The organism is Paraglaciecola sp. L1A13 (assembly GCF_009796745.1).
GTDB lineage: Bacteria > Pseudomonadota > Gammaproteobacteria > Enterobacterales > Alteromonadaceae > Paraglaciecola.
The window spans coordinates 2,704,839-2,725,102 of sequence record NZ_CP047024.1 but is presented as its reverse complement, the minus strand read 5'-3'; the positions used below and the strand labels follow the sequence as shown (position 1 = coordinate 2,725,102).

Annotated in this window: 16 protein-coding genes and 3 tRNA genes; 13 read left to right on the top strand and 6 right to left on the bottom strand. The window is 42.7% G+C overall.

The window, feature by feature from the left end:
* Positions 1 to 12: 12 nt before the first annotated feature.
* Positions 13 to 963 (bottom strand): thioredoxin-disulfide reductase, encoded by a 951-nt coding sequence (gene trxB / locus GQR89_RS11355; protein WP_158770156.1) that lies wholly within the window; start codon positions 961 to 963, stop codon positions 13 to 15.
* 256 nt (positions 964 to 1,219) lie between these two features.
* Between trxB and yfbV the strand changes: the two genes are divergently transcribed.
* Entirely contained in the window at positions 1,220 to 1,666 is a 447-nt protein-coding gene (gene yfbV, locus GQR89_RS11350) for a terminus macrodomain insulation protein YfbV (RefSeq protein ID WP_158770155.1), read from the top strand.
* Between the two features lie 9 nt (positions 1,667 to 1,675).
* Here yfbV and GQR89_RS11345 read toward each other — a convergent pair whose 3' ends face one another.
* Together GQR89_RS11345 and sppA are read right to left on the bottom strand one after the other, a co-directional pair.
* Entirely contained in the window at positions 1,676 to 2,185 is a 510-nt protein-coding gene (locus tag GQR89_RS11345) for a SprT family zinc-dependent metalloprotease (protein WP_233268946.1), read from the bottom strand.
* A gap of 86 nt (positions 2,186 to 2,271) precedes the next feature.
* The gene (sppA, locus tag GQR89_RS11340; RefSeq protein ID WP_158770154.1) at positions 2,272 to 4,131 is read right to left on the bottom strand and encodes a signal peptide peptidase SppA; all 1,860 of its coding nucleotides are present in this window, start codon (positions 4,129 to 4,131) and stop codon (positions 2,272 to 2,274) included.
* Positions 4,132 to 4,422: 291 nt separating this feature from the next.
* On the opposite strand from sppA, the gene GQR89_RS11335 reads away from it, so the two are divergent.
* Positions 4,423 to 4,776, top strand: a complete 354-nt coding sequence (locus tag GQR89_RS11335) for a VOC family protein (RefSeq protein ID WP_158770153.1) — start codon at positions 4,423 to 4,425, stop codon at positions 4,774 to 4,776.
* Positions 4,777 to 4,802: 26 nt separating this feature from the next.
* Here the strand turns inward: GQR89_RS11335 and rnhA are convergent, their stop codons facing one another.
* Positions 4,803 to 5,264 (bottom strand): ribonuclease HI, encoded by a 462-nt coding sequence (gene rnhA / locus GQR89_RS11330; protein ID WP_158770152.1) that lies wholly within the window; start codon positions 5,262 to 5,264, stop codon positions 4,803 to 4,805.
* An 80-nt stretch (positions 5,265 to 5,344) separates the two neighbouring features.
* On the opposite strand from rnhA, the gene dnaQ reads away from it, so the two are divergent.
* The 8 genes from dnaQ (at position 5,345) to lolE (ending at position 11,228) form a co-directional block, all read left to right on the top strand.
* Positions 5,345 to 6,052, top strand: a complete 708-nt coding sequence (dnaQ, locus tag GQR89_RS11325; protein ID WP_158770151.1) for a DNA polymerase III subunit epsilon — start codon at positions 5,345 to 5,347, stop codon at positions 6,050 to 6,052.
* A 29-nt stretch (positions 6,053 to 6,081) separates the two neighbouring features.
* Entirely contained in the window at positions 6,082 to 7,527 is a 1,446-nt protein-coding gene (locus GQR89_RS11320; RefSeq protein WP_158770150.1) for a TIGR03503 family protein, read from the top strand.
* 182 nt (positions 7,528 to 7,709) lie between these two features.
* Positions 7,710 to 7,786: transfer RNA gene (locus GQR89_RS11315), tRNA-Asp, on the top strand.
* Positions 7,787 to 7,818: 32 nt separating this feature from the next.
* Positions 7,819 to 7,895: transfer RNA gene (locus GQR89_RS11310), tRNA-Asp, on the top strand.
* A gap of 25 nt (positions 7,896 to 7,920) precedes the next feature.
* Positions 7,921 to 7,997 (top strand) — tRNA-Asp (locus tag GQR89_RS11305).
* Between the two features lie 195 nt (positions 7,998 to 8,192).
* Positions 8,193 to 9,248: a CNNM domain-containing protein gene (locus GQR89_RS11300; RefSeq protein WP_158770149.1), complete on the top strand. Its 1,056-nt coding sequence runs from the start codon at positions 8,193 to 8,195 to the stop codon at positions 9,246 to 9,248.
* Positions 9,249 to 9,293: 45 nt separating this feature from the next.
* Positions 9,294 to 9,977, top strand: coding sequence for a lipoprotein-releasing ABC transporter ATP-binding protein LolD (gene lolD / locus GQR89_RS11295; protein WP_158770148.1), 684 nt, complete (start codon positions 9,294 to 9,296; stop codon positions 9,975 to 9,977).
* 15 nt (positions 9,978 to 9,992) lie between these two features.
* Positions 9,993 to 11,228, top strand: a complete 1,236-nt coding sequence (lolE, locus tag GQR89_RS11290; protein WP_158770147.1) for a lipoprotein-releasing ABC transporter permease subunit LolE — start codon at positions 9,993 to 9,995, stop codon at positions 11,226 to 11,228.
* A gap of 204 nt (positions 11,229 to 11,432) precedes the next feature.
* Here lolE and GQR89_RS11285 read toward each other — a convergent pair whose 3' ends face one another.
* Entirely contained in the window at positions 11,433 to 12,785 is a 1,353-nt protein-coding gene (locus GQR89_RS11285) for a dicarboxylate/amino acid:cation symporter (RefSeq protein WP_158770146.1), read from the bottom strand.
* 125 nt (positions 12,786 to 12,910) lie between these two features.
* Between GQR89_RS11285 and GQR89_RS11280 the strand changes: the two genes are divergently transcribed.
* A complete protein-coding gene (locus GQR89_RS11280; RefSeq protein ID WP_158770145.1) occupies positions 12,911 to 15,097 on the top strand; it encodes an Ig-like domain-containing protein in 2,187 nt (728 codons plus the stop codon).
* Positions 15,098 to 15,259: 162 nt separating this feature from the next.
* On the opposite strand, the gene astB is transcribed toward GQR89_RS11280, so the two are convergent.
* Positions 15,260 to 16,600 (bottom strand): N-succinylarginine dihydrolase, encoded by a 1,341-nt coding sequence (gene astB, locus GQR89_RS11275; protein ID WP_158770144.1) that lies wholly within the window; start codon positions 16,598 to 16,600, stop codon positions 15,260 to 15,262.
* Between the two features lie 313 nt (positions 16,601 to 16,913).
* Here astB and topA point away from each other — a divergent pair, with 313 nt between their 5' ends.
* Positions 16,914 to 19,553, top strand: coding sequence for a type I DNA topoisomerase (topA, locus tag GQR89_RS11270; protein ID WP_158770143.1), 2,640 nt, complete (start codon positions 16,914 to 16,916; stop codon positions 19,551 to 19,553).
* 81 nt (positions 19,554 to 19,634) lie between these two features.
* Entirely contained in the window at positions 19,635 to 20,189 is a 555-nt protein-coding gene (locus GQR89_RS11265; protein ID WP_158770142.1) for a DUF2058 domain-containing protein, read from the top strand.
* The last annotated feature ends 75 nt before the right edge of the window (positions 20,190 to 20,264 follow it).

Genomic DNA, 20,264 nt, shown 5'->3' with positions numbered 1-20,264 from the left:
AAGTAAGCGTTTTTAAAGTGCGTCTAAAAATTTCTCAGCATCAAGGGCGGCCATACAGCCTGTTCCTGCTGAAGTGATCGCTTGGCGATACACATGGTCACTTACATCACCCGCAGCAAATACCCCTTCAACACTTGTTTGGGTGGCATTACCAGCGGTGCCACTATTGACTTTAATGTAGCCATCTTTCATTTCGAGTTGGCCTTCGAAAATCCCCGTATTGGGCTGATGACCAATCGCAACGAAAAGCCCCATAACGTCTAACTCTTTGGTTTCTGCAGAAGTGGTCGATTTAATACGTACTCCCGTTACGCCCATTTGGTCCCCAAGAACTTCATCTAGCGTGCTGTTTAAATGCAACGTAACGTTGCCGTTTGCAGCTTTATCTAATAGACGCTGAGCTAGAATTTTTTCACTTCGGAAAGTTTCACGTCTATGAATAACATGCACTTCTGAGGCGATATTTGATAGGTAAAGCGCCTCTTCTACGGCAGTATTACCGCCGCCAATAACAGCTACCTTTTGATTACGATAGAAAAAACCATCACAGGTTGCACAGGCCGATACGCCTTTGCCCATAAATGCGGTTTCTGATTCCATTCCTAGATACTTAGCCGACGCACCTGTACAGATAATTAACGCATCACAAGTATAGGTAGCTTGGTCGCCAACTAAAGTAAATGGACGTTTGGAAAAGTCTGTTTTATTAATGTGGTCAAAGATAATTTCGGTATCAAATTTTTCAGCATGTTGTTGCATGCGTACCATCAAATCAGGACCCGTTAAACCTTCGGCGTCGCCCGGCCAGTTTTCAACTTCAGTTGTGGTCGTAAGCTGACCACCTTGTTGAATGCCTGTGAGTAGTACCGGGTTTAAGTTTGCTCGAGCTGCATAAACTGCTGCTGAATAACCCGCAGGGCCTGAGCCTAGAATAAGTAATTTTACGTGCCTTGATTCAGACATTAATGTCTCCAAAATGAATTTGTGGGCGATTTTATGCAATAGCGCCAGATAGGTAAAGAGGTTCCCTCTCATTACGTATATAAATGCGTCTAGACAGCAAACTTTCAATCTTTTTAAGATAATAAATTTGCTATATCTAAGCATTCTATCGTATTTGGCTTGAACTAATGCCATTGACTACTTTCTAAAAGAACAACTTTTAGCTAACATCGTTAGCATGCCCCTAGGGCGCGATCCCTCAAAAAGTAGGTTACTCATGGCTCAATCCGTTTTTACATTGTTCAAAGATGGTCAGCAATACATGCTAACTTGGCCACTAAAAAAAGAACTGTACCCAATGTTCCCTGAGTGCAGAGTTATTGCCGCAACAAAATTGGCCATAAAAACCATGCCACCGCTAGCGGTATTGACGGTTGCTATGGCCTATTCTGTTACAGGAGTGGAAACACTGCCTAACGCTGTGGCTATGGCTATATTCTTTTTGTCCATTCCTGTTCAGGGATTATTGTGGTTAGGGCATCGCTCTAATCAATGGTTACCCCCATCGACCTTGATTTGGTATCGTGACATTCATCAAAAGATGCAACAGCAAGGGTGCAGTGTGGCCCAAGTAAAGTCCCGTCCGAAATATAAAGAGTTGGCTGATTTACTTAAAATCGCATTTGATGAATTGGATAAGGCATTTACTCAGCGCTGGTTCTGAGCTTATGTTTTAGATAGGCTGCAAAATTTCACTGCATTGACGACAAATATATCTTTGTTGTTGTCTCAGTACTTTATTGTGACGCCTGATACTCAGTTCAATTTGGCCACATTCGCAAACATATGGAAACGTTTTACCGCTTACCTTAGTGACGTCCATTTTATGGTAGGTTTGCCCCGTTAATCCAAACAACTGACTCATCAATCTACGCCATTCTTTCCCGTGGGGTTTAACGCGACCGTACAGGTTATAGGCCAATAAATGACATACCTCATGAGGCACGACTTCTGACATAAATGCGGCGTAATTATCGACCAATAATACGGGATTAAATTTAAGTGAATTGGTTTGTAAACGGGCGCAACCGGCAATTTTTCCACGTTGATTAAAGCTGATATTTGGTTGGGCAAGATTGATTGCTAACTGCATATTAGCATGTGTTACACAGGCATTGACTCGCGCAGCTATATTTGACTGCATGTCTTCAAGTGTCGTTGGGGTGGGGTGAGGCAAAGTCATTGTTCAATACTATTAAGTCAAATTTAACCGAATTCGCCGTGCCAAAGTGCGCAGTTGCATTAGGCACGACGTAAATATTACCAGGGTTAAATATCGCAGGTTAAGCAGAATGCATAAACACCACGTGGGTCGTTTAATTTAGCGACATTGTCAAAACCAGCCGTTACTTTGCTGATTAGACTAATGAGTTTACTGTCACTTTGGGCAAATTGGGTTTTCGCTAATACAACCGATGCATTTGAAAATAACTCGTTCCAGAATAACTCGCTGCTGTTTAATGTTCTTTCCACATAGGTAACATCGTATTCTGTCAGATTCGCGCGCTGCGCGGCTGCAGATATAGCGTCATCAATATAACCAAGATGATCAACCAAGTTTAATTCTAACGCTTTCTCGCCTATCCAAACACGGCCTTGCGCAATACTATCAACATCTTCTTTACTCATATGACGTTCGTTCGCCACTAAGCTAATAAATTGATCGTAACCATGTTCAATACCGCGTTGTAACACTTGGCCCATCTTAGGGTCGATACCGCGTGTTAAGCCCATACCCGCGAAGTCTGTGGTACCCACACCATCGGTATGTACGCCTAAATAGTCTAGCGTATTCTCAAAGCTGACGAACATACCGAAAATGCCAATGGAACCTGTGATGGTACTTGGTGCAGCCCAAATTTCATCAGCGCTAGCCGATATCCAATACCCTCCAGATGCAGCGTAAGTACTCATTAGGGCTACAACCGGTTTACCGGCGGCTTTTAGGTTCTCTACTTCTTGACGAATGATCTCTGATGCAAATGCGCTACCACCGGGCGAGTCGACATACAACACAACAGATTTAATACTGTCGTCTAGTCGCGCTTTTCGTAGTAATTCGGCGGTGCTGTCGCCACCCACTGTACCAGGCTTTTGTTCACCATTTAAAATGGTGCCTTTAGCCACAACTATACCCACTTTGTCCATATTTGAACTAAGGTGTGGTAGCGGTGGATTAACAATGTGCAGGTAATTTTTAAAGGCAATGTGTTTGTATCCGCGTTTAGAGTCATCTTCTCCAACTAGCGAAGTAAGCTCTTGTAACACCTGTTCGCGGGTCTTTAAACCGTCAACCCAACCATTATCAAGTGCGTATTGTGCAAAATTACCATCGGCATTTTCAAATTTGACCATAAAGTCTTCGACTTTTTCATCAAAATTGTTTGTCGACATTCCTCTGACTTTTGCGACACCTTCTTTATATTGCGACCACATGCCATTTAACCAAGCCTTATTGGCTTCCTTTGCGGGCTGTGACATATCATCACGCAAGATAGGTTCTACTGCAGATTTATATGTGCCCACTTTAAATACATGCGTAGTGGCTTTTATTTTTTCCAATGCAGACTTGTAATACATACCGAATCGGCCGTAGCCTTCAAATAGCATCCAGCCCATAGGGTTCATATATACATGATCAGCATGGCTGGCTATATAATATTGTTCTTGGGTGTAATAATCACCAATGGCGTAAACAGGTTTGTTGCTAAGCTTAAAGTCATCTACTGCTTGAGCAATCTGCTCGAGTTTATCTAAGCCTGCGCCATTAAGTTCCTGCAAATCAAGCACTAGCGTTTTAATGCGCTGATCTTGCTTGGCGTTATCTATTGTTAACAATATATCTTGTAACAATACTTCGGGTTTTTCATTCGCTTGGCCCAGCGCTTGCTGCATAAATTCTTCGAAAGGGTCAATTGCATTTTTCTGGATAACAATATCACCCTTTAAATTCAGCACCAGTGCGGAATCTTGCTGGACACCTATCTGGCCATTATCTCTGAAGAATAAAGAGATGATCCCAATGAATATAATTAAAAAGATAATGTTAAAGAATAGCTTACGGCTAAAATTGAGTACTGACCAAATTCCGCTAAAGAATGATTTGGTCCAACTTTTATCGGTAGACATATTTATAATGGTTCACTTACTTAAAAACGATGCTGCATCCTAACCAAAATATGACTATGTTAGAATCCACAAGTGTAAATTAATGTAACTTATGCTGCATTTTACCGCGTAAAACCTAACGATAGCTGCAATTTAGTGAAATTCACTATTTCAACGTGACTACACCATACGTAACCACTATTGTTCGTTAAAATATGCGCCAAGGTTGATTAATTCACTTAAAGGTTGCGTTATGGTCGCTATCAATAGCGGAACCTGATTAATATTTGCGGACACGATAAAAGGAAAGGTATGTCACCTCACCATAAAATTAATTATATCGAAATCCCATCGAAGGATTTAACAATAACGAAAGAATTCTTTGGTCAAGTATTTGGCTGGCAATTTATCGATTACGGGCCTGAATATGTGGCGATAACCGATTCTGGGATCGATGGTGGATTTTTTTATTTACAACAGGTGGTTTCACCTGATAGCGGAAGCGTATTAGTGGTTATGTATAGTGATAACCTTAGTGCTACACAAGCAAAAATTGAAAGGCATAACGGTAAGATTGTACAGGCTATTTTTGCGTTTCCAGGGGGGCGACGTTTTCACTTTACCGATCCCAATGGCAATGAATATGCAGTATGGAGTGATAAGTAGTTATTATAAACTACTTATCACGCGATTTAGGACTGAAAACCAGTATCTGGCAACAGGTCTTTGCCTGACGCAGCATCGCGAGCAAGGACGTCACAACGCTCGTTCATAGGGTGGCCCGAGTGGCCTTTAACCCAGTGCCAATCTACCTGATGCAGCTTAACTTGATCATCGAGGCGCTTCCAAAGATCAACATTTTTAACCGGTTTTTTGTCTGACGTACGCCAGCCATTTTTACGCCAGTTTTTAATCCATTGGTTGATGCCGTTTTTTACGTATTGACTATCTGTTGTCAAATCAACTTTACAGGTTTCAGTTAAACTGGCAAGGGCTTCTATTGTGGCGAGCAGCTCCATTCGGTTATTGGTCGTATGGACAAACCCTTGGCTTAATTCTTTGCTATGTTGGCCAAATAATAATACAGCGCCATAGCCGCCAGGCCCAGGATTACCTAAACAAGAACCATCAGTATAAATTTCTAAGTGTTTCATTTCATTTATCAATCATTTAAAATTTTTCGCAGTATAATATAATAGCGACTTAACGCCACCCTGAAACAAATTGAGAGCTCATGAGACAAATCGTACTTGATACAGAAACGACGGGTATCGACCCAAGACAAGGCCACCGGATCATTGAAATAGGGTGTGTGGAATTACTTAATCGCCGTCTAACGGGAAACACGTTCCATGTGTATCTCAATCCTCAGCGTTTAATAGAACAAGAAGCGATAGAGATACACGGTATCACCAACGAATATTTGTTGGATAAACCGGTATTTGCTGATATTTCCGCTGATTTTGTGCAGTTCATCACTGGCGCTCAATTGGTTATTCACAATGCGCCGTTCGATGTGGGTTTCATGGATCACGAATTTGCACGGTTAGCGTCCATGCAGGGCAAAAAAACTGCTGACATGTGTACGGTATTAGATACCCTGAGCATGGCTCGCCAAATACATCCAGGTCAGAAGAATAATCTTGATGCATTGTGTAAACGGTATGGAATAGACAACTCTCATCGAGAAAAACACGGGGCTTTACTAGATTCCGAGATACTTGCCGATGTCTATTTAATGATGACCGGCGGACAAACTGATCTCAACTTATCAGGTAAATCGAATTCTGATGGAGGAGGGCAAGAGGAGCGTATTCGAAGACTTGATCCAAATACAAATCAGTTAAAGGTTTTACGCGCTACAGCCGATGAATTAGCAGAGCACGAAAAGCGCTTGGACCTCGTCAACAAAGAAGGCGGTTCCTGTTTATGGCGCGAATAAACGCCAATCTATCAACTATTTGAGACACTATGCTAAAACCTCTGTTATTCAGTGCGCTATTATTGTCTGTTTTTGCCAACGCGCAAACGCCTGTGACAGAACAAGATGCGCAACCTCCTCTTGAATCATTAGGTACCGAGTTTCAAAATAGTATCGAGTTGTTGCAGAATCGCTTTCGAATAGATTATGAAGTTGATGAAATTACCATGGTCTTTTTCCATGATTATGGCAGTGTACCTGTGGTATTGGTGCGTCCAGACGGTAGTAAAATCTATCAATCTCAAGCTGATGGTGAAAACGTTTTTTGGTTTGATACCGCTACATACGATATGGTCAGTATTAAAAAACCTATGCCCGGTCCATGGCAAGCAATAGGCAATGTCACACCGAATAGTCGTGTAATGGTCATCAGCGATTTAATGTTACATGCAGAACCTTTACCAAGTGTCATATTTTCTGGCGAAATTATTAAGCAGACAGCTTACTTAACCAATGGCGGCGAGCCAATAAATTATGCTGAGTTTAGGGATGTCGTCACCTTAAATATGCAGTTCTCCAGTACTAACAACCCTGATTTCAATAACTTTGGTGCTGATTCTCAAACCATTGCGACTTTTGAAGATAATGGGCAAGGGATGGATGAGACGCCCTTAGATGGAACCTTTACTGGGCAGTTTAACTTGTCAGTTGCTGCTGGCGAGTGGATCCCAACCTTCAGGGTAAGTACGCCGATGTTCTCACGAGAGCAAGTGGATGATCCTGTGATGCTTTATCCTAATCCTATTCATATCTCGGTTGAAAAAAATGCAGGTGTTGGGGGATATCATAAATTACTGATTGATGCCGACCGCGAACATATTGCTATATCTTCACTGTTGATAGATGGCAAAGTTCAATTCCCAAATGGTGATATACAAAATTTTTCGATTACCGATATGTCTGCAGATGTTCGTGAATATTTAATCGTGAATTACGAATTTGGGGTCTATCGAATAAAGATAACCGCCTTTGGCAATACCATCGACGGTCGCGAGGTCATACTGGATGTGCCTGAGTTTAGTTTTTTAACTGAAGAGCCCGTTGTTGTTGCTGCTGGTGAAAACGTCTTACCGTTAGAGCCAGGACAAGTAATAAATGAAGATGGCACTGTATCAGCTCCTATCATGGAGCATACTGTTGAACCCGAAATGGCTACTTCCACTTTAGTGTCACTGATTATTGGTATTAACGTATTCTTGCTAATCGTTGGGGGGGCACTGATTTGGTTTGTGACCAGGGAGAAACCTGCGACGGTTGAGGAAATACTTAATGATAAGTCGATGCCCGAGAATGATGGAAAAGCTAAGCTAAGTTTTATTGCGGGCTTAAAATTAAGGTTTTCACGTAATAAAACCAATGATGTCGATAGCGCTGTTAAGGAAAGCAAAGACAAAACAGCCAAAGGGAAACCCGATAAGCCTGCTAGTAAAGGCTAATACTGCGCGCATTTTGGTCAAATCGCTCAATGGATAGGCAAACAAACATAAATATTGAAATTAACCGATAAAATTCAGAAAAAGCGGTTGACTCAATTAAGGGTTAACCGTATTATCTGCGCCGCGGTTGAGGGGAAGGTCTTAGATTAACTTCTTAACCCGTTGAAAGTATTAAAGAAACTGGAGCGGTAGTTCAGTTGGTTAGAATACCGGCCTGTCACGCCGGGGGTCGCGAGTTCGAGTCTCGTCCGTTCCGCCAATTTCTTTTAGTACTTTCGGTTTTGAAACAGCGGAGCGGTAGTTCAGTTGGTTAGAATACCGGCCTGTCACGCCGGGGGTCGCGAGTTCGAGTCTCGTCCGTTCCGCCAATTTCAAAACAAAAAATTTATATGGGGAGCGGTAGTTCAGTTGGTTAGAATACCGGCCTGTCACGCCGGGGGTCGCGAGTTCGAGTCTCGTCCGTTCCGCCATTAAATTTTTCTTCTAGTGATATTCTATTCTACTTTTGTCAGTTCTTGGCAAATATTTGAAACAAAATCCTTTTTATATCTAGTCGTTCTACCATTAAAATTCATGTCATTAATTTATGCTTCAGGTAAACTGCTTGCTCTAAATTTTGCCGTGCTGTGATGCATAATCACATCGCGTAATATTGGTGAGTTAACTTGATTTTATTGTTGTTTTATATTGCCTTAGCTCTGGGTGTTTCGTTTGTATGTTCCATTGCTGAAGCTGTTATCTTAAGTGTGTCTTCTGCTTATATTTCTGTGCTGGAAAAGCGAAATCATAAAAGTGGTCCTCTATTGCGCAAGCAAGTGCAAAATATTAATAATCCGCTGGCCGCTATCCTTACTTTAAACACCGTTGCCCATACTATGGGGGCCGCCGGTGCGGGGGCGCAAGCTGCTGCCGTGTTTGGTGAAGTATATATGGGTGTTATCTCTGGTATTCTCACTTTATTTATTTTGGTTTTCTCAGAAATAATTCCAAAAACATTGGGTGCAACGTTTTGGCGTAAATTAGCTCCGCCGACAGCTTATTTTCTCAAGTATCTTATTTTAGTCCTTTATCCTTTTGTGATCTTGGCAAACAAGTTAACGGCTGGCTTTAGTGACGACTCACCTTTGAAAGGGTTAAGTAAAGCCGAGTTGTCTGTATTGACGGATGAATCTTATAAAGAGGGGCAAATTGCTAAGCAGGAAGCCAATATTCTGCAAAACCTGTTGTCATTGGACGTGTTAAAAATAAAAAATGCCATGACGCACCGAACGGTAATATTTTCGGTGCCTCAGGATATGACAGTTGAAGCCTTTTATCATAAGCACGGTACCATTGAGTTTTCGCGTATTCCTATTTACGAGCAATCAGAGCCAGAAAAAATAACCGGTTATGTATTAAAAAAAGATATTCTGCTAGCCATGATCCGCAATAATGAAAAAAATCCGTTAAGTGTGTATCGCAAGGATATGGTGACACTATTGAGCAGTATGCCGCTATCTGCTGCTTTACATCCTCTGCATACTAAGCGCGCCAATATGTTACTTGTGGTGGATGAGTATGGAGGGTTAGAAGGGATTTTGACTGACGAAGATCTTACCGAAGCCTTGCTTGGAGTAGAGATAGTAGATGAAAATGATAAAAATGTGAGTATGAAAAAACTTGCCCGATTGATGTGGAAACGCCGAGAACGAGAAGCCCTTAGAAAATCAACGCAAAAATAGACATAACGCCTCACTAGCAAACCGAATTAAGGGACAAATAGTAATATGCATGAACTGTTGAACTGTGTTCATTTATCCAAGCAATATGATGATGGTAAAAATAGCGTACACATTCTTAGTGACGTCAATTTAACAGTCAATACATCGGAACAAGTGGCCATTGTTGGCACGTCAGGGTCAGGTAAGAGTACCTTGTTACATTTACTCGGTGCCCTTGATCAGCCAACGTCAGGTCATGTGCTCTTTGAACAGCAAGATATATTTACCTTTTCTAGCGCCCAACAGGCAAAATTTCGTAATCAGTCTTTGGGGTTTGTCTATCAAGCTCATCATTTACTACCAGAATTCAGCGCACTTGAAAACGTCGCTATGCCACGCTTAATCGCAAATGAAAAACGTGAAAAAGCGTTGCATCACGCAGAAATTATGCTCAACAAAGTGGGCCTAGCGCATCGATTATCTCATCGTCCCAGTATGTTATCTGGCGGCGAGCGCCAACGCGTTGCAATCGCTCGGGCATTGGTAAATAACCCGAAACTGGTGTTAGCTGATGAGCCAACCGGTAACCTAGATGCGAAAACAGGCGAAGGTATCTATCAGTTACTCAACGAACTACGAGAGCTCAGTCAAACGAGCTTTATTGTGGTGACGCACGATATTCAGTTAGCGAGTCGTCTCGATCGCTCTCTTAGTCTGGTTAATGGTCAATTAAGCCCGCAAGATGATTAAAAGAGAGTCGATTAGATGAAGTTAATTTTTCAACTCGCTTGGCGTTTTCGCAGCAGTAAGCAGCAAAATGGCTACATTTCTTTTATTTCAGCTTCATCTACGGTAGGCATCGCGTTAGGTTGTTTTGTGCTTATATTGCTCCTATCTGTTATGAATGGCTTTGAAAAGGAGTTAAAAGACCGTCTACTTTCTATTATTCCTCATGGTGAATTGTACGCGGTAGGCAGCGAAGGCATTTCCGACTGGCAAGATGAAATAAAATCGTTGCAGGTTGACCCTCGTATCGAATCCATACAGCCCTACACCAAAGCCACCGGTATGTTGCAAAAAGGCAAAAAAATGAAGGCCATTGAATTGGTCGGTATTGATACCAAATACGCCGAGCATGACGGTATGTTGAGTAGTGTACCAGCGGCACAGTGGCAAGCATTTAGTAGGGACGCTCAAGGTGTTATGTTAGGAGCGGGTGCCATGCAAAAACTCGGTATTGAGCTGGGCGATAAAGTAAAACTACTATTGCCTCAATTAAGTAATGATCTATCTATTCGCGCACCTAAAACACTTTGGTTAAATGTGGTTGGTGTGGTGAATATTGGCGGTGAGCTCGATAATCATATCGGCTATATGCACTTGCCGCTTGCTTCGCAAACATTAGGTGTGACCTACGGTGTGCAAGGTCTGCGGTTTCGATATCACGACCCATTTCTGGCGCCTATAATCACACGAGAAATAGGCTATGGATTTGCTCAAGAAGTGTATATGTCTGATTGGACGCGCACTCAAGGCCATCTATACCAAGATATACAACTGGTAAGGGTTGTGGTGTATATCACATTGATTCTGGTTATTGGTGTTGCCTGTTTTAATATTGTATCGACGTTAGTGATGGCTGTGAATGAAAAGCAGTCAGAAATTGCGATGTTAAAAACCATGGGGGCTACTGAGCGAACAATCATTCTAATTTTCATGCTGCAAGGCTTTATCAATGGCATTATCGGTACCTTGATTGGCGTTATTTGTGGTGTGTTAATGGCGTTAAATTTATCAACTGTCGCCCGAGGGTTTGAACAATTGACCGGGGTACAGTTTCTATCTGGTGATATCTACTTTATCGACTTTTTGCCTTCTGCATTGAAATGGCATGAGGTATACATTACCGCTTTGATTGCTTTAACACTTACCTTGCTTGCCACAGTGTATCCCGCACGAAAAGCAGCCAAAGTTAACCCTGCAACTGTATTAGGCCATTAGTGCTTATTAACGGTTTCTCTCAGGCAGATAATCGTTCAGGCATTACCAGATATAAAGGATTGTTAAAAAGGATTAGCGTCTCGAGCAACCGGTTATTTCAGGATGGTACACTAGACATAAAAAGACCCCCAGTAATTGGAATGTCCAACTATTGGGGGTCACTTCAAACGCACTGCCTTTTTATTTTCCATTTTCTAAGCTGTATTAATCTGGCTTAGGTGGAGCATGTAATGTTTCTTCTTCAACGCCTGCATCAGGATCGTTGTAGCGGTCAATATCAAATTCACCTTCGCTTTTCGCTACAATACAAGCCACCATACAGTCTCCTGTGACGTTAACAGCGGTGCGCGTCATATCGAGTAAACGGTCAACCCCAATAATAAGGGCAATACCTTCTACCGGTAAATTAACTTGTTGCAGTACCATGGCTAACATTATCAAGCCGACTCCGGGTACGCCAGCGGTTCCAACTGACGCTAATGTCGCGGTAAGAATGACCATCATATAATCACCCAGCGACAAATCAATGCCGTAAACCTGCGCGATAAAAACCGTTGCAACACCTTGCATAATAGCGGTGCCGTCCATGTTTATTGTGGCCCCTAAAGGGATAGTAAATGAAGCTACTGAGGATTTAACACCAAGTTTATTGGTTGCCGTTTCAAGGGTTACAGGTAATGTTGCGCTGCTACTTGAAGTACTGAAGGCGAAAATAGCTGCGTCACGCATTTTCCTGAGTAAAATGATAGGACTTAGGCCGCTGAATAACTTCAGAATGATCGGGTACGACACAAAAGCATGGACGACCAATACAAACATCACCAGCAAGAAGTATTTCAGCAGTCCGGCAATGGTATCAAAGCCGATAGTGGCAAAGAGTTTTGCCATAAGCACAAATACGCCATAAGGGGCTAAGTTCATCAAAATAGTCACAAGCTTCATAACGACTTCGCTTAAGTCTTCGAACATGGCGGTTAAACGTTTACCAGCTGCGCCCGCCATCGACATCGCTACGCCGAATAGCACGGAAAATACAATAATTTGCAACATATTGCCCTGAGCCATGGCATTGACCGGATTAGACGGCATCATATTAATAATAACTTGACCTAAACTGGGTGCTTCTTTGGCTTGGTACGCAGCATCGGTTGTCATGCTAATTGAATCACCAGGCGAGACCAATAAAGCAAAGCCTACCGCTAAGGAAATAGCGATTGCAGTGGTACCTATATACAACAATATTGACTTACCACCCAAACGCCCAAGTTTACTTGGGTCAGACAGGCTAGCGGTACCACAGACCAGAGAAACAAAGACCAGTGGAACAACTAACATTTTTAGACTCGCGATAAATATTTGCCCAACAACGTTAAATATACCATCGACTAAAAGTCCATACGTAGAAACCTCGAACCCAAATACACTAAACGAAAAATCTCCGCTATCATCAAATAGTTGCTGGAGAAGGCCACCTATTATGATGCCAGCCAGCATGCCAAGAAATATTCTGGCAGTTAAACTAAACTTTTCGGGGGTGGAGGGGAGTGATTGGCTCATGATTTTCCTGAATTTATTATTATTTCCCATAGGTTAGCAAGTTTGCTCAATAAGCTGAACAAATAAAATGTGCGTATATGTGACATCAAGCATTTGCTAACTGACGGATAAAAAGGACTAATTATATGTTTCGACGCGCTAATTTGATATTAAGCGGCTTTGTATTATGTACATTACTTGCGTGTGGGGGAGGCGCAGAGAATAGTCTCTCTAGGGACGACAATGGTGCTGGCGTTGATGATGACCCAAATGAGACAATCACATATACCGTAACGATGGCACTCAAAGATGCCAATGAACAAACTGTGAATCAATTAAGTGCGTCCACCCCTTTAACATTAACTGCCCGAGTGACTGATAATAATGGGGCGCTAGCGACAGACAAGCTCGTGACGTTTACTTTTAATCCTGAAGGTTTAGCGGTGTTTAATAATAATTCTGGTACCGCATCAACTGGTACATCAGGTGAGGCTGAAATTACGCTGCTTGTTGGCGATAATTCAGGGGCAGGTGAGGTTATTGCAACACTCAGTAATGGTGAAACCGCCAGTACAACATTTACATCAACTGGTACTACCCAAACGAATGTGCAGCCTCAGGCACTCGATTTATTCGCGGGTGCTGTGCAATTGCCATCGAGTGGTACCGATAGTGTTGAGCTGATTGCCCTTGTTAAGAATGCGCAAAATGTTTTAATGGAAGGGATTGACGTGGTGTTTGCAGCGGACGCAGATGCTGCACTTATCATTACGCAAGGCACTACTGGCACCGACGGGCAGGCAAGAGCAACCTTAACGACCCAAAATAACCGACAGAACCGCGCTATTCAGGTAACAGCAACAACAGGGACACTGACTCAAACGTTATTGATTTCAGTTGTTGGCACAACGGTCAATATTGATGGTCCCAGCTCAGTGATATTGAATGATCCGGTTGAGTTAACCTTAAGTTTGCTCGATTCAGATGGTAATGGTATTGCCAGTCAACAGATCAGTTTGTCTGCGGCGAATGGGGTGTTGAGTAACACAACACCGACGACTGCAAGCAATGGGCAAGTTACTGTTATTTATACTGGTAACACCCCTGGTATCGACACAATTAGCGCTAGCGCTTTAAATGATCAAAGTGAATTCAGTGTTACTGTACAACCGGATAATTTTAGTTTCTCTGAAGCACCTGATGAAGAAATTGCGTTAAATACATCAGCATCATTAGGGCTAACCTGGTTGTCGGATAACCAAAGCGTCACTGGCGGCCAAGTCACGCTTACGACCTCTCGGGGCACAGTAGTCCCAACGACTAAAACAACCGACAGTGACGGGCTGGTAAGCTTTTTAATTTCATCTGATAATGCTGGTTTTGCCACTGTGTCTGCCACCGGTGTAGATAGCAACAACAATGAAGTGACAGCGAGAGTACAAATTGAATTTGTGGCAACCGTCGCTGACAATATTATTGTTGATGCTACGCCAGACTCAATTGGCCCAACGGGAGAAATAAGCACCATAAGCGCAGTCGTGCGTGATGCCCGTGGAAATTTAGTCAAAGGTAAAACCATTAACTTTTTATTGGATGATGTGAGCGGTGGGCAAATATCTCCTAACCAAGCCACCACAGATAGAAGTGGCATCGCCAAGACCGTGTATACATCAAATGCCTTGAGCACCTTTGAAGCCGTTAAAGTCTATGGCACTGTGGATGATACCCAAAGCGTATCTGCATTCACCTTGCTTACTGTTGGCGATAAACCTTTTGATATCGTGTTTGGTACCGGGAATATAATTCAGTCACCCACTGAGTCTTCGTATATTAAAGAGTTTTCAGCATTCGTGACTGATCCTGACTCAAATCCTGTTGAAAATGCTGATATAACGTTTTCTGCTCCACCAAAGGCATTTAATGTCGGAGGCACGTACCAAAAGGGCTATTGGCTATTTGATACCAACGCGAACCGTTGGGGAAAATACGTCACTGTTGTTTGTGATAATGAGGACATTAATGGCAATGGTATCTTAGATGCGGGTGAAGACATTAATGGGGATGAGCAATTAACCCCGGGCAATGTCGTGGCTGTCCAGTCTGAAGGTGTAACCGATGAAAATGGCCAAGTGGTCTTCACGTTAAGTTACCCTAAGGCTTTTGGCGAATGGACCACAGTGTCAATTACTACCAATGGCGAATCTCAAGGCAGCGACTCCTCTGAGCAACGCGATTATGATTTAGAGGTTGCAGCAAGTGATTTAACCAACTCAGTATCAGGCCCACCTGCTAACCCTTATGGTGAGTCATTCAACTGTAACGATACATTATAACTTTATCTTGTCGCGCTGGATCTTCACATTAGGGTATTTGAAACGCGGGAAAATATAGCAAGTAACAAAAAGCCCGATATCAAATATATGATTCCGGGCTTTTTTTACATCTTTCAGATCGCAAATATGTCAGTAAAACTGACTTGTGTATTGGCCGTAAAACTAATCTTTTTGGAAAGGGTAAACCGATCCTAATTTCAACAATTGCGTCAGCTCGTCAAGGGCGGTACGTGACTCATTTAACAACGCCACATCGCGTAAATCATCCACCGATAAGCGATCGCGATAATGTTTATCGACCCAATTATTAAGACGCTCGAATTGTACATCATTCATCATGGTACTTTGATTTACAGCAGCTAATTCAGTCTCATTCATGGCTACGCGTAACCTCAAGCAAGCAGGCCCACCACCGTTTCGCATGCTTTGCTTAACATCATAGTATCGAATGTGTTTAATCGGTGTGTTGAGAGTAATAAGTTCATTTAAGTATGCCGAAACAGCTGGGTTTTCTTCACAATCTGTGGGCGCAATAATCGCCATTTCACCGTTTGCTAGGGTAATCACCTGAGTGTTAAATAAGTAACTTTTTATTGCTTCTTGCACACTGACCTGTTCACTGCTGACTTTAATAAAGTGCAATTCTCCTTCACCATATTTTTGCTTGATTTCGGCCAAGACTTTGTCGGTGTCTAGGAAGGCTTGTTCATGGTAAAAAAGTACATTTTGATTACCGACAGAAATGACGTCGTTGTGAAAAACACCCTGATCAATAAGGTCTGGATTTTGCTGAATGAAAACGACGCTCTCATCACTCAAACCATGTAAGCGTGCGATGGCTTGACTGGCTTCAAAGGTTTGACGGGCAGGGAACTTAACCGGAGCGGGTTTGTTGTTGTCAAATGCATAGCGGCCATAAACGAATAATTCTACGCCTTTCTCACCGTATTGCTGGCACAACCGTGTATGGTTTGCTGCGCCTTCGTCACCAAAGTGCTCGTTGTCAGGCAAGTGTTTGTGATGACTAAAATACTGTTCGTTAGCAAAGGTTGCTTTAAGAATATTTCCGGTTACTTGTGGTTCAAGGGAGCGGTGATACTTGTTGGTCAGATTCGCTGGCGTGAAATGCACCTTACCATCGGCGGTGTCTGGGCTTGGGGAAACGGTCGCAGCATTGGCCGTCCACATACTTGACGCTGAGCAACATGCCTGAAAGATGGCGGGTGCTTGCTTGGCCGCTTGCTGTAAAACGTTTGCGTCGGTGCCAGAAAAGCCTAAGCGTCTCATTGCATCCACGTCAGGACGCGCCTGAGGGGCTAACACACCTTGAATCATGCCAAGGTCAGCTAGGGCTTTCATTTTCTTTAAACCCTGCTTAGCGGCCTGCTTAGGACTGCTAACGGCGCTCGCATTATTCAAAGAGGCCACATTACCATACGATAACCCCGCATAATTGTGGGTTGGTCCAACGAGTCCGTCAAAATTTACTTCAAACTGCTTCATCTTATCCTCATCTGCGCATTAGTATCCGCTCAAAAACAGCGAAAAATTTATCTTGAAAATGACAAATCCATCTTCATTAAGGTGTGTCTTGCTGAGCATTATACTGGTTTTCGGGTTGCTGCCAATCGAGGTGGTTGATATTCGAACAGATAAGGGAGCGTGATTGTGATGAATATCGGATAAGTATGAAGAAGAACTTGTTTTCTATTCACTTTGTCGATATATGTTAAAAAGCATTTTAAAGAGGTGAACGCACTTATCTTCATCGGTTCACCTAAAAACTCTATTAAATTCAAAGGTTAAGACTAATTATATGGCAAAGTCTCTGGTCATTGTTGAATCACCGGCAAAGGCGAAAACAATTAATAAATATCTCGGCAAAGATTTTATTGTTAAATCTAGTGTAGGCCACGTTCGAGACCTTCCAACGAAAGCTTTAGGCAAAGTTCCGCCTAAAAAACCAGCGAAAGAGCTGAAGTTATTATCTGAAAATAAACGTGATGCGTACTTACGTGAGTATGAATATAAGAAATTAGTGGACCGTATGGGCGTCGATCCAAAAGACGATTGGGCCGCACATTATGAAGTGCTAAGTGGCAAAGAAAAAGTAGTCAATGAACTTAAAAAATTAGCTAAAAATGCCGATACCATCTATCTCGCAACGGATTTGGATAGAGAAGGAGAAGCGATTGCTTGGCATCTGCAAGAGTTAATCGACGATCCAACTAAGGACTTTCAGCGCGTGGTGTTTAATGAAATCACCAAAAACGCGATACAAGAAGCCTTCTCTGAACCCGGAAAAGTCAATATTGAACGGGTAAACGCTCAGCAAGCACGTCGATTTTTAGACCGCATTGTAGGCTTTATGGTATCGCCACTGTTGTGGAAAAAAGTCGCCAGAGGCTTGTCAGCAGGTCGCGTTCAATCTGTCGCTGTGCGCTTGGTTGTTGAACGTGAACGCGAAATCAAGGCCTTTGTACCTGAAGAGTTTTGGGATGTTCATGCGGACTTATTAACCGTAAAAGAGAGTGACTTGCGTATGCAGGTTGCTAAGCACGACGGTAAGGCGTTTAAACCGATTAATAAAGCTCAAGCTGATACTGCGCTAGCTGATTTAAAGGATGCTGACTATAAGGTAATCAGTCGAGACTCTAAACCGACCCAGAGTCGCCCTTCAGCTCCCTTTATTACCTCGACGTTACAACAAGCTGCAAGTACCCGTTTAGGGTTTGGCGTGAAGAAAACCATGATGATGGCCCAACGCTTATACGAAGCTGGTCACATCACGTATATGCGTACAGATTCTACTAACTTGAGTAAAGAAGCAGTGGAAGCATGTCGCGAGTATATCGGCGATAATTTCGGCGATAATTACTTGCCAGAAAACCCGCTTAAATATGGAAGCAAAGACGGTGCGCAAGAGGCCCATGAAGCCGTTCGTCCGTCAAATGTGTTGTTAAAATCTGAATCTTTATCGGAAATGGAACGAGACGCACAGCGATTGTACGAACTTATTTGGCGTCAGTTTGTAGCGTGTCAGATGACACCGGCGAAGTATGACGCAAGTACCATTCGTGTTGGTGCCGTTGGTTATGAATTAACCGCTAAGGGACGAGTACTTAAGTTTGATGGTTGGACTAAGGTACAAAACCCACAGCGTAAAAAAGGTGAAGAAGACTTTTTGTTGCCTGACGTAAAAGAAGGCGAAACGCTTAAGCTTAAACAGCTTGAGCCTAAACAACATTTCACCAAACCTGTGGCGCGTTTTAACGAAGCGTCTTTGGTTAAAGAGTTAGAAAAACGCGGTATCGGTAGACCTTCAACCTACGCTAGCATCATTTCAACCATTCAAGATCGCGGTTATGTGCGTCTTGAGAGTAAGCGTTTTTATGCTGAAAAAATGGGTGAAATCGTTACCGATAGATTGCTTGAGAATTTCGATAATTTAATGAGCTTCGATTTCACTGCGAAAATGGAGCAAGAGTTAGATGAAATCGCCAATGGTAAAGTTTCGTGGAAAGATGTACTAACCGATTTTTATGGTGATTTTGAGAAGAAGCTTGTTCTCGCTGAAAAAGATCCCGAAGAAGGGGGCATGCGCTTAAATCAAGCTGTGCCAACGGATATCGAGTGTAAAAAATGTGGTCGTCCCATGAATGTACGTACCGCTAGTACGGGGGTATTCTTAGGATGTTCAGGCTACAACTTACCGCCTAAAGAGCGTTGTACTGGCACGATGAATTTAACCTTCGGAGACGAAGTCATCAAAGTGGAAGACGAAGATGAGCTGGAAACTGAAATACTCAGAGCCAAGCGTCGATGTCCCATTTGTTCAACAGCCATGGACAGCTACTTAGTAGATGAAACCCGAAAACTACATGTTTGTGGTAATACACCCACATGTCCGGGTGTTGAAGTTGAAATTGGTACCTTTAAGATTAAAGGATATGACGGCCCCATTATCGAATGTGATAAGTGTGGTTCGAACATGGAGCTTAAAACCGGGCGTTTTGGTAAATATTTCGGTTGTACTAACGAAGAATGTAAGAACACCCGTAAGTTATTAAGAAGTGGTGAAGCTGCGCCGCCTAAAGAAGACCCAGTTGATTTACCTGAGCTAGAATGTGTGAAATCTGACGCGCACTTCGTATTACGTGATGGTGCATCAGGCATATTCATGGCTGCGCATAACTTCCCTAAATCTAGGGAGACTCGTGCGCCACTGGTAGCTGAATTAGCACGTTTCCGTGACCGAATCTCGCCTAAGTTTTATTATTTAGCTGACGCACCTGCTAAGGACCCAGACGGTAACGACGCCTTAGTTCGTTATAGTCGTAAAACCAAGCAGCAGTACGTTATGAGTGAGAACGAAGAGGGAAAAGCGACAGGCTGGTCTGCTTGGTATACAGATAACAAATGGACCGTAGAAGATAAGCGCAAAAAAGCTAAATAGCATTTTGGGTCATTATTCATAATTCAAAGCCGGTAACTTATACTTACCGGCTTTATGCATTTAATAGAAATAGGTTCGAGCATGGCATTGTCACTTCAAGAACAACTTTTACAAGCAGGCCTCGCAAATAAGAAAAAAGCGAAGCAAGTGCGCCAACAAAAACACAAGCAGGCGAAAGCCAAGCAGAATCACAATATTGATCAAACCAATGAAAGCAAGATAGCAGCTGAGCAGGCGGTTGAGCAGAAAAAGGCCCGAGATCGAGAGCTCAATAAAATGGCCAAGGCCGAAGCTGAAAAGAAAGCGGTTCAGGCGCAAATTGTACAGATGATTAACGTTAATAAGCAATCGCGCAGAGTCGGTGATATTGCATGTAACTTCAGCGATAATAAGGTGATAAAGCGTATTTTTGTAGATAAAAAAATACATGCTCAAATTACCCAAGGTCAACTAGCTATCGTAAAGCTCAACGATGCTTATGAACTAATTCCGATGCCAGTGGCAGATAAAATTGCAGAGCGAGATGAAAGTTACGTGTTATATCGTGCTGATATTTTGCCGGAAGAAAAAGCCAAGAACAGTCAAGATGAAGATTGGTATGCGGATTATGATATTCCGGATGATTTAAGTTGGTAACATTGTTCTGAATAGGGTGGTTTAACTGCCCTATTATTTTTTTGATGTACGACGGAGTCTTTTCGATATTCGAAA